Source organism: Azospirillum sp. RU38E, assembly GCF_900188385.1.
Taxonomy (GTDB): Bacteria; Pseudomonadota; Alphaproteobacteria; order Azospirillales; family Azospirillaceae; genus Niveispirillum.
This window is the reverse complement of the sequence record NZ_FZOI01000010.1, coordinates 64,583-79,348: the sequence shown is the minus strand read 5'-3', so window position 1 is coordinate 79,348 and position 14,766 is coordinate 64,583. Positions and strand designations below refer to the sequence as shown.

16 protein-coding genes are annotated in these 14,766 nt (G+C 65.1%); 5 read left to right on the top strand and 11 right to left on the bottom strand.

What is annotated here, in order from left to right; translation table 11 throughout:
• Positions 1 to 12: 12 nt before the first annotated feature.
• The 9 genes from CHB97_RS16525 to ccoN are packed head-to-tail and all read right to left on the bottom strand — an operon-like array spanning position 13 to position 7,986.
• A complete protein-coding gene (locus CHB97_RS16525; RefSeq protein WP_089289096.1) occupies positions 13 to 567 on the bottom strand; it encodes a hypothetical protein in 555 nt (184 codons plus the stop codon).
• The gene (ccoS, locus tag CHB97_RS16520) at positions 564 to 728 is read right to left on the bottom strand and encodes a cbb3-type cytochrome oxidase assembly protein CcoS (protein WP_089289095.1); all 165 of its coding nucleotides are present in this window, start codon (positions 726 to 728) and stop codon (positions 564 to 566) included. The genes CHB97_RS16525 and ccoS overlap by 4 nt, the downstream gene beginning before the upstream one ends.
• Positions 719 to 2,950 (bottom strand): cation-translocating P-type ATPase, encoded by a 2,232-nt coding sequence (locus CHB97_RS16515; RefSeq protein WP_200819987.1) that lies wholly within the window; start codon positions 2,948 to 2,950, stop codon positions 719 to 721. The genes ccoS and CHB97_RS16515 overlap by 10 nt, the downstream gene beginning before the upstream one ends.
• Entirely contained in the window at positions 2,947 to 3,417 is a 471-nt protein-coding gene (locus CHB97_RS16510) for a FixH family protein (protein WP_089289094.1), read from the bottom strand. The genes CHB97_RS16515 and CHB97_RS16510 overlap by 4 nt, the downstream gene beginning before the upstream one ends.
• On the bottom strand, positions 3,414 to 4,763 hold the full coding sequence (gene ccoG / locus CHB97_RS16505) for a cytochrome c oxidase accessory protein CcoG (RefSeq protein WP_089289093.1): 1,350 nt from the start codon (positions 4,761 to 4,763) through the stop codon (positions 3,414 to 3,416). Before ccoG ends, CHB97_RS16510 begins: the two co-directional genes overlap by 4 nt.
• Complete coding sequence (ccoP, locus tag CHB97_RS16500; RefSeq protein WP_089289092.1) at positions 4,763 to 5,629, bottom strand: cytochrome-c oxidase, cbb3-type subunit III; 867 nt, start codon at positions 5,627 to 5,629, stop codon at positions 4,763 to 4,765. The genes ccoG and ccoP overlap by 1 nt, the downstream gene beginning before the upstream one ends.
• A complete protein-coding gene (locus tag CHB97_RS16495) occupies positions 5,616 to 5,786 on the bottom strand; it encodes a cbb3-type cytochrome c oxidase subunit 3 (RefSeq protein ID WP_089289091.1) in 171 nt (56 codons plus the stop codon). Before CHB97_RS16495 ends, ccoP begins: the two co-directional genes overlap by 14 nt.
• A complete protein-coding gene (gene ccoO / locus CHB97_RS16490) occupies positions 5,786 to 6,505 on the bottom strand; it encodes a cytochrome-c oxidase, cbb3-type subunit II (protein WP_089289090.1) in 720 nt (239 codons plus the stop codon). The genes CHB97_RS16495 and ccoO overlap by 1 nt, the downstream gene beginning before the upstream one ends.
• A gap of 20 nt (positions 6,506 to 6,525) precedes the next feature.
• The gene (ccoN, locus tag CHB97_RS16485; protein ID WP_089289089.1) at positions 6,526 to 7,986 is read right to left on the bottom strand and encodes a cytochrome-c oxidase, cbb3-type subunit I; all 1,461 of its coding nucleotides are present in this window, start codon (positions 7,984 to 7,986) and stop codon (positions 6,526 to 6,528) included.
• A 564-nt stretch (positions 7,987 to 8,550) separates the two neighbouring features.
• On the opposite strand from ccoN, the gene CHB97_RS16480 reads away from it, so the two are divergent.
• The 3 genes from CHB97_RS16480 to CHB97_RS16470 all read left to right on the top strand — a co-directional run bounded on the left by CHB97_RS16480 (position 8,551) and on the right by CHB97_RS16470 (position 11,807).
• Complete coding sequence (locus CHB97_RS16480; RefSeq protein ID WP_089289088.1) at positions 8,551 to 9,936, top strand: aspartate aminotransferase family protein; 1,386 nt, start codon at positions 8,551 to 8,553, stop codon at positions 9,934 to 9,936.
• 64 nt (positions 9,937 to 10,000) lie between these two features.
• Complete coding sequence (locus tag CHB97_RS16475) at positions 10,001 to 10,498, top strand: Lrp/AsnC family transcriptional regulator (protein WP_089289087.1); 498 nt, start codon at positions 10,001 to 10,003, stop codon at positions 10,496 to 10,498.
• A 169-nt stretch (positions 10,499 to 10,667) separates the two neighbouring features.
• A complete protein-coding gene (locus tag CHB97_RS16470; protein WP_089289086.1) occupies positions 10,668 to 11,807 on the top strand; it encodes a M20 aminoacylase family protein in 1,140 nt (379 codons plus the stop codon).
• Here the strand turns inward: CHB97_RS16470 and CHB97_RS16465 are convergent.
• On the bottom strand, positions 11,735 to 12,193 hold the full coding sequence (locus CHB97_RS16465; RefSeq protein WP_089289085.1) for a helix-turn-helix domain-containing protein: 459 nt from the start codon (positions 12,191 to 12,193) through the stop codon (positions 11,735 to 11,737). The genes CHB97_RS16470 and CHB97_RS16465 overlap by 73 nt on opposite strands.
• Positions 12,194 to 12,275: 82 nt before the next feature.
• On the opposite strand from CHB97_RS16465, the gene CHB97_RS16460 reads away from it, so the two are divergent.
• Complete coding sequence (locus CHB97_RS16460; RefSeq protein ID WP_089289084.1) at positions 12,276 to 12,887, top strand: FMN-dependent NADH-azoreductase; 612 nt, start codon at positions 12,276 to 12,278, stop codon at positions 12,885 to 12,887.
• Positions 12,888 to 13,050: 163 nt separating this feature from the next.
• The gene (locus CHB97_RS16455) at positions 13,051 to 14,235 is read left to right on the top strand and encodes a hypothetical protein (RefSeq protein WP_089289083.1); all 1,185 of its coding nucleotides are present in this window, start codon (positions 13,051 to 13,053) and stop codon (positions 14,233 to 14,235) included.
• 351 nt (positions 14,236 to 14,586) lie between these two features.
• Here the strand turns inward: CHB97_RS16455 and CHB97_RS16450 are convergent, their stop codons facing one another.
• A complete protein-coding gene (locus CHB97_RS16450) occupies positions 14,587 to 14,766 on the bottom strand; it encodes a hypothetical protein (RefSeq protein WP_089289082.1) in 180 nt (59 codons plus the stop codon).

Below are 14,766 nucleotides of genomic sequence, written 5' to 3'. Positions count from 1 at the left end.
GGACCGCAGGGGTCAGTGATGGTCCCCCGCCCCCTGCGCCTCCGGGTCTTCGCCACCCTTCAGCGCCAGCAGGGCCAGTGCCAGGATCAGCAGCGGCACGGCGATCAGCGCGGCATAGAAGGCCACATCGATGCCAATCACCACCACGCCGCCGATCAACAGCAGGATGACATTGCCCAGAGTCCAGGGCAGCAGCTGGTCGCTGAACAGGCTGGCCCCGAAACGATACAGCCGGCCGGGCACCGTTGCCAGCACGCTGAGCGCGGCCAAGGGGCGCAGCACCGGCTGGGCGATGCTGAGACCAATGCCGATCCCCATGACGACAGCCGCGCCGATCAGCCCCAGCGGAATGGCCAGCGCCTTGCCCAGCAGGCCCAGGCCTTCACCTGCCAGCTTGGCGGCGGCGCTGTCACCGGGATTCTTGGGCAGGCTGCGGATGGCCAGCCACACGCCATAGGCCAGGGCCAGCAGGGCCACCGCCACCGCCGTGCCGATCAGCCCGCCCATCAGATATCCGGCCAGTGCGGCCATGACCAGATTGATCGCCCCGCGCAGCAACTCATTCATCTTTCAACCCCTCCAACCTTATCGTCCGGTTCATTCAGAATGCGCTGGGCAGCGCCATCCAGGTCATCATACTGGCCATTATCCAGGCTCCAGAAAAAGCCCACCAGGCCCAATCCGCCCAGCCCCAGGGCCAGCGGTATCAGAAAAAGGATCACGTCCATCGGCCCCACCCCGCGCGCAGCGCGTTCAAGGTCACGGTCAGGGAACTGACCGACATGGCAATGGCGGCCGCAAGCGGCGTGACATGCCCCGTCATCGCCACCGGTACCAGGGCGGCATTATAGATGGCAGCGATGATCATGTTCTGCCGCATCAGGCCCAGGGCCCGGCGGGAAATCCGCATCGCTTCCGGCAGCAGGGTCAGACGGCCCGCCGGCAGCACGATATCCGCCGCGCATTGGCTGACCGGGGCGCCATGGGTGAAGCTGGCGGAAACATGCGCGCCCGCGAGCGCCGGCGCATCATTCACCCCGTCGCCCACCATCAGCACATGGGCGCCCTGGGCGCGCAACGCCTCCAGCGCTGCCAGCTTGGCAGCTGGGTCAGCGGCGGCCACGGCCGGCACCGCCAGCCGCTTGGCCAGGTCCATCACCGGCCCCTGCGCATCGCCGGACAGGATGGAGGGGGCAAGGCCGGCGCGTTTCAGGGTGGTCACCAGTTCCGCCGCCTCTGCCCGCACGGTATCGGCAAAGCGGAAACAGACGGGCGGCCGACCAGGGCGGGCCAGCCAGACGGTGGAGGCCGCCTCCATCTCGGCTGCGCCAAAACCCGGCGGCACCCCGCAGAAACCGGCCGAGCCCAGGCGTACCGCACCCTGTGGCCCCTGCCATTCTAGGCCGGCGCCCGGCACCTCCTGCACATCGCCCGTCAGTTCCACCGCCGATCCGGCGGGAACCGCCGCCGCCAGGGCGCGGGCCAACGGATGCAGGCTGTGCGCCGCCAGCCCTGCCGCCAGGGCCAGCACCGCCGGATCGCGCGAGGGGTCGCGCAGCAGGCGCGGACGACCCTCTGTCAGGGTACCGGTCTTGTCCAGCACCACCCGATCCACCACGGCCAGCCGTTCCAGCACATCGCCGCCGCGCAGCAGAATGCCCCGGCGCAGCAGCGCCCCCCGGCTGACCACCTGCACCGCCGGCACAGCCAGCCCGATGGCGCAGGGGCAGGCAATAATCAGCACCGCCACCGCATACAGCAGCGCGGTGGCAAAGCCGGCCCCGCCCAGGAACAGCCAGTAAAGGAAGGTGCCGGCAGCACAGGCATGGATGATCGGCGTCCAGATGGCGGAGACCTTGTCGGCCAGCGCCACCAGATGGCCCCGGCGCGTCTCCGCTGCTTCCACCAGCCGCGCCATTTCCGCCAGATGGCTGTCGGCCATGGCGCGGTCGGCGCGCAAATGCAGCGCCCCGCCGCCATTGATCATGCCGGCCACCAGCGCGTCACCGGGTGCCACGGAGAGCGGCACCGGTTCGCCCGTCACGGCAGCGCGGTCCATCTCGCTATGGCCGGACAGGATGGTGCCATCCACCGGCACCTGTTCGCCGGGGCGCACCAGCAGCACCATGCCGGGCAGGATATCGGCCGCGCGCAGCTGCGCCAGCGTGCCATCCGCCATCACCCGCGTCGCCCCGCGCGACTGCATCAGCAGGAACTGTTCCAGCGTCTGCCGCGCCCGTGCCCGCACGCGGAATTCCAGCACCCGCCCCAGCAGCAGCACAAACAGCAGGGAAGCCGCACTGTCAAAATAGACATGCGGGCCGCCGCGCAGCAGTTCCACCACAGAGATGCCCAGCGTCAGCAGCAGGCCCAGCGTGATGGGCACATCAATATTGGTCCGCGCCGTGCGCAGCGCATTCCAGGCGGAGCGATAGAACAGCCGCCCGCCATAAAGCACCGCCGGCACCGCCACCAGCCCGCTGATCGCCTGCAACAGCAGGCGCGTGCCCTCTTCCATATCGGTAGCGAAACCAACCCAGACGGGGATGGACAGCATCATGGCGTTGCTGGCGGCAAAGCCGGCCACAGCCAGGGCGCGCAACAGGTTGCGCCAAGTCTGCTGGTCGCTGCTTTCCAGGAATTCCGGGTCGAAGGGCACTACCTTGTAACCCGCCGCCTCAATCCGCGCGGCCAGCCGGTCCGCCTCGGCGGCATCGCCCTGCCAGCGCAGGCTCAGGCGGCGCAGGGTCAGGTTCAACCGGGCCTCGGTCACCCCCGGTTCGGCCGCCACCGCCCCTTCCACCGCCTGGATGCAGGCGGCGCAATGCGCCCCCTCCACCAGCAGATTCAGCCGGCATTCCGCCCCGTCGCGGTCAACGAAGCCCAGCACGGAACCCTGTTCCGGCAGGGTCCGCTGTTCGGACGGGAAGGTGCCGGCCAGCGCTGTCACGGCCAGACCTCAATTTCAACAATGCGGGCCACATGGTCAGCGCCACGGTTCACCGTCAGCCGCACGAACCAGCGGCCGGCCAGCGGCAGCTTCACCGGCAGCACCGCTTCACCACGGGACGTGGTTTCCGTCGCCAGTTCGACGATCTGCGGGAACTTGGTCATCCGTTCCGCCTGCGCAACGATATGCGCTTCCACAGGCTCCCCGTTGGCATCTGTCACCTGCAGCGTCAGCCGCCCGGCCAGCGGGCCGGTCGGTTCAAAGCGGGTTTGCACCTGCCAGCCCAGGGCGGCTTCCGCCGCCTGTTCCTTAAGCACCGCATTATAGCCCACACCGGTGGCATAGGGCTTGTCCGTCACCAGACCGGGGAAGGTCTTCACCGCGATGGAGACGAAGACGCCCTGTACCGAGAACAGCAGCAGGAAAAAGCCCACAAAAGCAAAGGGAATCCAACGGTCACGCTTCATGATTCCGGCCCCCAGAACTGGGTTTCCACCGTGCCCAGCAACCGCCCGTCGCGGGCATCCTGCACCAGCAGATGCAGCGGCGACCGGCCCTTGGCATCGGCCCCGGCCGGGCGGGTGATCAGCAGACGTTCGCGCAACTCGCGCTGATCCAGCGTCACGTCAACTGTTTCGGCACCGATATGATCCCCACTGCTGGCCAGTCGCAGCAAACCCGCCTCCCCTTCCGCCAGACGCAGGCGCAGGGTGGACAGGCCGGGTTGCCGGGCCTGGATATGCAGCAGGAAATCATTGCGGATGCCACCATCGGACAGGCGCACGAACAGCGGGTTGCGCTGCGGGTCCAGATCAGCGCGCAGCGGGCTCAGCGTCAGCATGGCGAACAGGGCCGCCCCCAGGGCCAGCACCGCCACCGACAGGAACAGCATCGGCTTGGCCGCGAAGGGACGCGGCAGCGTCTTGGTCCAGCTTTTGGCGTTGGCATTCGTTTCGCTGTCAAAACGGATCAGGCCCTTGGGGCGGCCGATCTTGTCCATCACCGTGTCGCAGGCATCAACACAGAGGCCACAGCCAATGCAACCCATCTGCAGCCCGTCGCGGATATCGATCAGGGTGGGGCAGACGGCGACGCAGCGGGTGCAGTCAATACAATCGCCGCGCGTGCCGCCCGGTTCTCCACCCAGATCCTCCCGCAGGGGAATGCGCTTGCGGCCCCGGCTTTCACCGCGCCAGGCCTGATAGGTGACCACCTGGCTGTCACGGTCCAGCAGGGCCGCCTGAAAGCGCGGCCAGGGGCACATATGCAGGCAGACGCGCTGCTTGGCATAAACACCCAGCAGCCAGGTCAGGCCGCCAATGATCAGGACCGCGCCATAGGAACCGGGGGCAGCCGACCCGCCCAGCAACCGGCCGGCCAGCGTCGGCGCATCGGTGAACCAGCAGGCGAAACCGAACCCGGTCAGCAGGGCGATGGCGATCTTCACCAGCACCGGCGGGATGCGGCGATGTTCACAAAACCGGTCCACCGCGAAAAACAGATCGGTCCACACCGTCTGCGGACAGGCAAAGCCGCACCAGACGCGGCCCGCCAGTGCGGTGGCATAAAATAACAGAGAGGCGGCCCCCACCAGCAGACCCACGGCGATCGGCAGATCCTGCGGCCAGAATTCCCAGCCGAACAGGAACAGCCGCCGTCCCGGCAGGTCGAACAGGATGGCCTGGCCCGGCAGGTCAGGCCCCCGGTCCCAGCGCAGGAACGGCACCAGGAAAAACCAGCCAAGCAGCAGGCAGGCCAGCCCCGTCTTGATGCGACGATAGCGGCCGCTGGCTGTGGCGGGGACGCCCTTCATCACTCACCCCCGCCCAGGCCATGGACGTAGAGCGCCAGCATCCGCAGCGATTCCTCATTGAGGCGGCTGGCGAAGCTGGGCATGGAGCCCATGCGCGGGCTGGTGATCTGGTGGATGATGGCGTCGCGGCTGCCACCATAGAGCCAGATGGCATCATTCAGGCGCGGCGCGCCGAAATCACGCCCACCCTCGCCATTCTCACCATGGCAGCCGGCGCAATTATCCTTGAACAGGGCGGCACCCGGCAGGGCGGCGCGGCTGTCGGCCTTGGACTTGTCGGCCAGCGTCAGCACATAATCCGCCACATTGGCGATCTGTTCCTTGGACAGGCTGTCGCCGAACACCGGCATGGCCGACTGGCGGCTTTCCTCATCCGTGTTGCGGATGCCGTGGCGCACGGTCTGGATGATATCGGCGGGCTTGCCACCCCACAGCCAGTCATCGTCCAGCAGCGCCGGGAACTGGCCCTGCTGGCCACCGCCCCCCACACCATGGCAAGGTGCGCAATTTTCATTGAACAGCGCGCGGCCGCCGGCCTGCACGAAGCGGCGCAGCTCCTCATCCTTGCTCACTTCCTCCAGCGGCACGGCCATCAGGCGCTGGCGCCAGGGGGCCTGGGCGGCGGCGGCGATGGCCTGTTCCTCCCGCAGCTCCCCGCGCGAGGACCAGCCGAGCAGGCCCGGCTCCAGGCTCTTGGTCGTGGCGAAGGACGGCATCAGCCACAGATAGATCAGCGCCACCATGATGGAGATCAGGAAGGTCGTGATCCACCAGGTGGGAATCGGCGTGGAGAGTTCCTTGATACCGTCCCACTCGTGACCCGTGGTCAGACGGCCGGTCAATGCATCGCGCTCACGCTGCGCCATGATCATCATCCTTGATCTGGAAAGGAATAAGCGCGTGATCGCGCATGGTCTTGCCGTTGCTGGTCCGCAGGGTCCGCCACAGCAGGGCGAAGAAGACCACCACGGCCATCACCAGCCAGGCCTGACGCAGCAGCGACAGGATTGCCTCTTCCGTCATTATTTGGCCCCCGGATCCAGGCGGGCATCGCGGAAATCAACCAGCGTGCCCAGCACCTGCAGATAGGCGATCAGCGCATCCATTTCGGTGACGCGGTTCGGCTGGCCATCGAAATCACCCAGGCGGGCCTTGGGATAGCGGGCCAGCAGCCCATCGGCATCCACGCCGCTGGCCTGAGCCTTGGCGTCATCGATGGCGGTCTTGATCTGCGTATCGGTATAGGGCACGCCCACCTTGCGCAGGGCCGTCAGATGGTCCGGAATGCTGGTCAGGTCCAGGTCGCGGTTCTTCAGTTCGGCATAGGCCGGCATGATCGACACCGGCACCACGCTGCGCGGGTCTTCCAGGTGGGCCAGATGCCAGGCGTTGGAATATTTCAGGCCAACGCGGGCCAGATCGGGACCGGTGCGCTTGGACCCCCAGAGGAACGGGTGGTCATACATGCTCTCCGCCGCGATGGAGTAATGGCCGTACCGGTCAACCTCATCGCGGAAGGGGCGGATCTGCTGGCTATGGCAGAGATAGCAGCCCTCGCGGGTGTAGATATTGCGGCCCATCTGTTCCAGCGGGCTGTAGGGCCGCATCCCGGCCACCTTTTCCACCGTCGTTTCAATGCGGAACAGCGGCACGATCTCCACCAGACCGCCGATGGAAATCACCAGCAGCGCCAGCATGGAGAGCAGCGAGAGGCTGCGTTCGATAGTCGCGTGATTGGGCATTCTCTATTCCCTCCCGCCGATCAGGCCGTCACGGCCGGGGACACAGCCGCTTTATCTTCGCGGCTGGCCGGCTGGCGGATGGTCATGACGAAGTTGATGGTCATCAGGATGCCGCCGGTCAGGTACAGAACCCCGCCCAGCGCACGGATGACGTAATAGGGGTGCAGCATCGCCACGCTGTCGGCGAACGAGTATTGCAGGAAGCCCATGGCATCATAGGCGCGCCACATCAGGCCCTGGGTGATGCCGCTGACCCACATGGCGGTGATGTAGAGCACGATGGCGATGGAGGCGATCCAGAAGTGCCATTCGACCAGACGGATGGACCAGAGCGGCCGGCGCCACAGGCGCGGCACCATGTAATAGAGCGCGCCGAAGGCAACGAAGGCCACCCAGCCCAGCGCACCGGAATGCACATGGCCAACGGTCCAGTCGGTGTAATGCGACAGGGCATTGACCGACTTCAGCGCCATCAGCGGGCCTTCAAACGTGGCCATGCCATAGAAGGCGACGGCCACCACCAGGAAGCGCAGGATCGGGTCGGTGCGCAGCTTACCCCAGGCGCCCGACAGGGTCATGATGCCGTTGATCATGCCACCCCAGGACGGCATCCACAGCATGATGGAGAAGGCCATGCCCAGCGTCTGCGTCCAGTCCGGCAGGGAGGTGAAGTGCAGATGGTGCGGACCGGCCCAGATATAGAGGAAGATCAGCGCCCAGAAGTGCACGATGGACAGGCGATAGGAATAGATGGGCCGTTCCGCCTGCTTGGGCACGAAATAATACATGATGCCGATGAAGCCGGCGGTCAGGAAGAACCCGACCATGTTATGGCCGTACCACCACTGGATCAGCGCATCCTGCACGCCGGAGAAGGCGGAATAGCTCTTGGTGCCCGTGATCGCCACCGGCATCGCCAGGTTATTGACGATGTGCAGCACGGCCACCGTGATGATGAAGGCCAGATAGAACCAGTTGGCGACATAGATATGTGGTTCCCGCCGGCGGGCGATGGTGCCAGCGAAGATGGCGAAATAGATCACCCAGACGACCAGCAGCAGCAGGTCGGCATACCATTCCGGTTCCGCATATTCCTTGCTCTGGGTAATCCCCATCAGATAGCCGGAAATGGCGATGACCAGGAACGCCTGATAGCCCCAGAAGAACAGGTTGGCCAGACGCTTGCCGCCCCACAGCCCGACCATGCAGGTACGCTGCACGACATAGAACGAGGTGGCGATCAGCGCATTGCCGCCGAAGCCCAGAATAACGCCGGTGGTGTGAACCGGGCGCAGGCGGCCAAAGCTGCCTTCCAGCCCCATATTCAGGTGCGGAAAGGCCAGCAGGGTCGCCACCCAGGTGCCGGCGGCAAAGCCGAACAGCGCCCAGATAACGGTGGCAAGCGTGAAGCGGCGGACAATCGCCTCATTCAGGCCGGGAATGGACCCGGCCGGGGCCAGGCTGGTGGAAGGGGTGCTCATGCTTCTGGTCCCGTTTTCAGGGGCTGGAACAAACTCGCCGGACAAACTGTTCTACCCGCCCGCCCCGGCAAGACCCCGACAGGGCCCTGCGACAAAGGCGACAGCCCACCGCCCGCCCTTAAAAAAGGCGGATGGCAGGCAAGCGGGCGCGGTTGGCGTGATTCACACGGCTGAATGTTTGGCAGAGCCATGCATCCGGCCAGCTTGTGAGACACGCAACCATTCATGGGGTGACGCTTCTGCCATGGCGGGCGGCGCTTTGTCGACGGCGCAAGTGTCGCAGCATCGCATTGCAGCATGGCGGGAATGCAAGGGTGCCGGAATCCCAAGGACCGCACGGCACAAGGGGTGACGATCAAATAGGTTGCTTCGATATGTCACTGCGACAGCTTGTCCGTGCTGCATCGCAACAAATTCCACCCCAAGCACGGCGCAGCATATTCTGCCGTCCCGCCGGGGCGAATCCCCACCCCGGTCCGCTTTGCGGCGGCCAGATCAGCGACACGCCCCGGCAGGACGGGCCTATGCTTTGGCTTGGTTCATCCACCCCCAAGGCAGACCCCGATGCTGAAGCGCAACCGTTCCCTTCTGGATATCGACCGCGACCATCTGATCCACCCGGTCACCTCCTTTCGCGGGCACGAGGCGCGGGGCGCCACCCTGCTGCAAAGCGGCAAGGGCATGTTCCTGACGGACGTGGATGGCAAGGAACTGATCGATGCCTTTGCCGGCCTGTGGTGCGTGAATGTCGGCTATGGCCAGGACAGCATTGTGGAGGTGGCGGCCGAACAGATGCGCCGCCTGCCCTATGCCACCGGCTATTTCCATTTCGGCAGCGAGCCGGCGGTGAAGCTGGCGGAAAAGCTGGTGGAGCTGAGCCCGGCCAATCTGACCCGGGTTTATTTCACCCTTGGCGGGTCAGACGCGGTGGATTCTGCCGTGCGCTACATCATCCATTATTTCAACGCCATCGGCAAACCGGCCAAGAAGCACTTCATCGCGCTTGAGCGGGGCTATCACGGTTCCTCCACCGTCGGGTCGGGGCTGACGGCGCTGGGCAATTTCCATCGCTTCTTCGACGTGCCGCGCCCCTGGCAGCACCATATCCCCTCCCCCTACCCCTATCGCAGCCCAGTGGGCGGCGATGCCCAGGCGGTGATCGACCTGTCGGTCGCCCAGTTGAAGGCCAAGGTGGCCGAACTGGGGGCGGATAATGTCGCCGCCTTCTTCTGTGAGCCGATCCAGGGCTCCGGCGGGGTGGTGGTGCCGCCCAAGGGCTGGCTGAAGGCCATGCGGGATGCATGCCGGGAACTGGATATCCTGTTCATCGCCGATGAGGTGATCACCGGTTTCGGCCGCACCGGCCCGATGTTCGCCTGTGACCATGAAGGGGTACAGCCGGACCTGATGACGGTGGCCAAGGGGCTGACCGCCGGCTATGCCCCGATGGGGGCGGTGCTGATGTCCGAACAGATATTCAAGGGCATCGCCGACGGGGCGTCCCCCGACCTGCCCATCGGCCATGGCTTCACCTATTCCGGCCACCCGGTGAGCGCTGCCGTGGGGCTGGAGGTGATGCGGCTTTATACCGAGGGTGGCATCCTGGCCAATGGGCAGAAGGTGGGGGCCGATTTCGCCGCTGGGCTGGCCAGCTTGGCCGATCATCCGCTGGTGGGCGAAACGCGCGGCCAGGGCCTGCTGGGGGCCATCGAACTGGTCGCCGACAAGCAGAGCAAGGCCCGCTTTGACAATGGTTTGAAGCTGCCCGACCGGCTGTTTGCCAAGGCCTATGCGAATGGCGTGATCTTCCGCGCCTTTGCTGATGGTATCATCGGACTGGCCCCGGCGCTGTGCTGCAATGCTGATGAAATGTCGTTGATTTTCAACCGCATCCGGCAGACGTTGGATCAGTTGCTGGAAGAACCGGACATCCGGGCCGCCCTGCGCTGAAATCAGAACCGCCCACCCCGCCTTCCCCTGCGCCCCTGGCATATTCGAGATAGGTGTTCGGCAGATGTTACCGGGACCGAAGCTAGACCGGATCGACCTGAAGATCCTGGCGCAACTCCAGCAAGCCGGCCGCATCACCAATGTGGAGCTGGCCGATGCCGTGGGTCTTTCGCCCAGCCCGTGCCTGACACGGGTGAAGCGGCTGGAAAAGGCGGGCTACATCACCGGCTATGGCGCCCATATCAACCTGAACAAGCTGGGTGAATTCCTCACCGTCTTCACCCAGGTGACCCTGACCGAACATCGCAGCGGCGATTTCTCCCGCTTCGAGACCAAGATCCGCAAGATCGATGAGATTGTGGAATGCCATCTGGTCAGCGGCGGTTATGATTATCTGCTGAAATTCGTCACCCATGGCGTGGCGCATTACCAGACGATCATCGAAGGGATGCTGGAAGGCGATTTCGGCATCGAGAAATATTTCAGCTATGTCGTTATCAAATCCCCCTTCATCAAACACCATTATCCGATCCAGACCCTGTTCGGCGATCGGCATGAGTGAGGGGGATTGTTTCCAGTAGAATGCAATTTCCTGCCTCCCCCGCGAAAGCGGGGGTCCAGGGGCCAAGGGGAACCACAGCTCCGTGCTCCTGGCCCCTGGTTCCCCGCTTTCGCGGGGAAGGCAAGGTAGGTTATTGCGGCACGCCTCCCCCCCAACCGGACCCGCTCCCATGCCTGACAGCATTGCCGATCTTCTGCCCGCCCTGGTGGATTTCCGCCGTGACCTTCATGCGCACCCGGAACTGGGCTTCAAGGAACATCGCACCGCCGCCCGCATCGCCGCCGCCCTGCGCGAGGCGGGGCTGGAGGTGCATGAAGGCATCGGCGGGACCGGCATTGTCGGCGTGCTGAAGGCCGGATCGTCGGACCGGGCCATTGCCCTGCGCGCCGATATGGATGCGCTGCCCATCCAGGAACAGACGGGCCTGCCCCATGCCAGTTGCCATGCCGGCGTGTTCCACGGCTGCGGCCATGACGGGCATTCCACCATGCTGCTGGGGGCGGCCCGGCATCTGGCGCGGACCCGGCGGTTCGACGGCACCATCCATTTCATCTTCCAGCCGGCGGAGGAAGGCCTGGGTGGGGCGCGGGCCATGGTGCAGGATGGGCTGTTCCAGCGCTTCCCCAGCCAGCGGGTTTTCGCCCTGCATAATTGGCCGGACCTGCCCGCCGGCACCGTGGCCACCCGGCCCGGCCCGATCATGGCCGCCGCCGACAAGTTTGAAATCACCCTGACGGGCAAGGGCGGTCACGCCGCCATGCCGCATGTCACCCCCGACGCGGTACTGGCGGCCAGCGATCTGGTGGGCCAGTTGAACAGCATCATTTCCCGCCGCATCCCGCCCACATCGTCGGCCGTGCTGTCGGTGACACGCATCCAGGGTGGGCACGCCCATAATGTGCTGCCGGCCGCCGTAACGCTGGGCGGCACGGTGCGCAGCTTCGATCCCGCCGTGCAGGATACGATCGAGGCAGCCTTGCGCCAGATTGTCGCCGGCGTAGCCCTGGCCAGCGGGACAGAGGCGGCGATCACCTATGACCGCTATTACCCGGCCACCATCAATGATGAAGACGCGGCGGAAGAGGCGCTGCGCATTGCCGCCAGCGTCTGCACGGCCGTGCGCGCGCCGGAGCCGGCCTTCACGTCAGAAGATTTCGCCTTCATGCTGCAGGCCTGCAAGGGGGCCTATCTCTGGCTGGGTCAGGGCGGGGCGTCGGCCCCGCTGCACCATCCCAGCTATGATTTCAACGATGCCATCATCCCGACCGGCATATCCTTGCTCTGCGCGCTGGCGCAATCGCGGTCATAATCTGTGCGGGACTGGAAAATACGGTCGGCATTGCTGAAGGCCCATTTGCTCAGCGCCTCCACCGGTTCGCGCAGCGAATGGCCCAGATCGGTCAATTGATATTCCACCCGCGGCGGGATGGTGGGATAGATGGTGCGGCTGACCAGCCCGTCCCGTTCCAGCCCCCGCAGGGTCAGGGTCAGCATCCGCTGGGAAATCCCGCCGATGCGCCGCTTCAACTCGTTGAAGCGGCACGGGCCGTCTGCCAGCAGCACGACAATCAGCACGCTCCACTTGTCGCCGATGCGCGTCAGCACGCTGTTGACCATGGCGCAGCGGCCGTGGAAATCATCGCCACCGTGCATTTCCCCAGCTTGTTCAGTCACATTGCTGTTACTGGGTTCCATCCATGTGCCTCCTTGCGCGGACATTGGCAGTTACCTTATGTGTCCCGGTATTCATTTTATACCATGCAAGAAGGTCCAGACCATGAAGCTTTTGCACCTCGATTCCAGCGTTCTCGGCCCCTATTCCGTCAGCCGTGACCTGAGCGCCGACATCACCAAGAAGCTGAGCGCCGCAGCCGGCGTGGATGTCAGCTACCGCGACCTGGCCGCCAACCCGGTGCCGCACCTGTCGGGGCTGACCCTGGCCGCGGCCATGGGCAATTATGACGCCAGCAATGATGCGGCCACCCAGGCCGATCTGGCGCTGAGCGGCAGCATCCTGGAAGAATTCCTGGCCGCCGATGTGCTGGTGATCGGCGCCGGTCTTTACAATTTCACCATCCCCAGCCAGCTGAAGGCCTGGATCGACCGCATCTGCGTGGCCGGCAAGACCTTCCGCTATGGCGCCAACGGGCCGGAAGGTCTGTGCGGGGCCAAGCGCGTGATCGTCGCCCTGGCCCGTGGCGGCATCTATTCCAGCGGCCCGGCCGCCGCTGTTGAACATGGTGAGACCTATCTGAAGGCCATCTTCGGCTTCCTGGGCATCACCGATGTCGAATTCGTCATCGCCGAGGGTGTTGCCCTGGGGGATGAGGCCAAGGCTGCCGCTGTCAGCGGCGCCAAGGCCCAGATCGAAAGCCTGAAGGCCGCCTGAACAACGCCATGATCAGGCAGCAGAGACGGTTGAGAATCGCTCAACCGTCTCTGTTACTTTACTGGGCCATATGTCCCGCCCTTCCCAGCATCGGCAATCCCCCTTAAACTACAAATCAAAAAGGGGGAGCATATGAAGGCCCGGTGGGGGGAATGGTTGGCACATGGCCAATGACGAATCCCGGCTGATTACGCTGGCGGCGCGCTATCTGCGCGACCGGCCGCCTGAGCATGGGCTGTTGCTGGACTTGTCGCGCGTGCTGCATATCGAGGAGCCGGTATTCAAACGCTCCCTGGTGCGCTGGCTGGCCGGTGAGGGCGGGCCGCTGGGAAAGCCCCAGCCTGGCAGTGGACCCGCCATCCAGCTTTTCCAGCTTCCCCACGACCGTATCGTGCTGATCATCCCCGATGCGCAATTGGCCGACCGGCGTACCCGGCTGGGCCGGGTGGCGCAGGTGCTAGGCGAAAAACATGCCGGCAGCATCGGTGCGCGCTGGTTCAACCTGTCCCGCGAGGCGGAAGCCTTTCAGGTTGCCGTGCAGACCCTGGCGGCGGAGGCAGGGCGCAGCCTGTTCCCCCATGCCCCGCCGGACGGGGAGCAGCTTGACCAGTTCATGATGCTGGAGCGGGCGCTGCACGCGGTGGATATCTCCTCCCTGTTGCGGGAGCAGTTCGTTTACCGGATGGAACCGAATGGCAGGCTGGTGCCCATCATGGCTGAACGCACCGTGGCGCTGGAGGTGCTGGACCGGCTGTTTTCCACCAGCCTGCGCCAGAACCCCTGGCTGTTCGACAAGGTGACGGATGTGCTGGACGGGCGGATGCTTTACCACCTGCTGCGCGACCAGCAGGCGCATAGCCTGCCCATCGCCGTGAAGCTGCACGCCGCCACGGTGACCAGCGAGGAGTTCCGGGGCATCGTCGCCCGCTTTCCGGCCCGGCTGCACGGGCAATTGGTGGTGGAACTGCCCTTCCTGGAATGGGAGGCGGCGCGGCGCGCCTTCAACGAGGCGATGCAAACCGCCAAGCGGGAGGATATCGCCATCGCCCTGGATCATGTGCCGGCCGACCCGCCGGAGGACCGCGCCCTGCCGCCGGTCGACTGGTACCGTATCCCCTGGCACGATGGGCAGGGCCATTTCATCAATGTGGTGGATGCCATGGGCTGGCTGACCGGCATTGATCCCAGCCGCTGCATCCTGACCCGCTGTACCCGGACGGATGCCGTATCGGCCGGCCGGCAAGCCGGCATCAGCCATTTCCAGGGGGCGGCCGTGCAACGCATGGCCCGCCAGCAGGAAGATGCCCGCCGCCGCGCCCGCCACCGGCGGGAAGCGGCCGAGACATGAAAAAGGCCACCGGCGTGGGTGCCGGTGGCCTTCTTTGGGGGGGACAGCAGCCCCTATGATGGACGCAATCACGTTCCGATGCTGACGTTTCCGCTCGCCCAACCCTCACCCCGGCCTGTGCTGATTGGCGCTAAGTTAAACCCTTGCACCGAAGTGCTTTCCCCGCGAAAGCGGGGATCCAGGGGCCACAAGACCAGCGCTCCGGCGCCCCTGGCCCCTGGACCCCCGCTTTCGCGGGGGAGGCAGGGAAGGTGCGAACCCCTGCCTGAGAGCCTAAAGGCCAAAGCATGGATGAAGGTGATAGTCGCGGAAACAGGCGCGAAAATTGCCGGGTCAGCCAAACCCGCCGCCTCACACCACAGTGCTGCTCTTATCCTCTTCATGGCCGATCAGCCAGAAATTCACCCCCACACCGAACAGGGTGAACAACATGCCGCCGACAAACATGCCGGTATCATGGGCATTCGCGGCCAGTATCATGCCCAGCAGGGCCAGCAGCACCGCGAAAATACCGAAAATCCACTTGCCCAT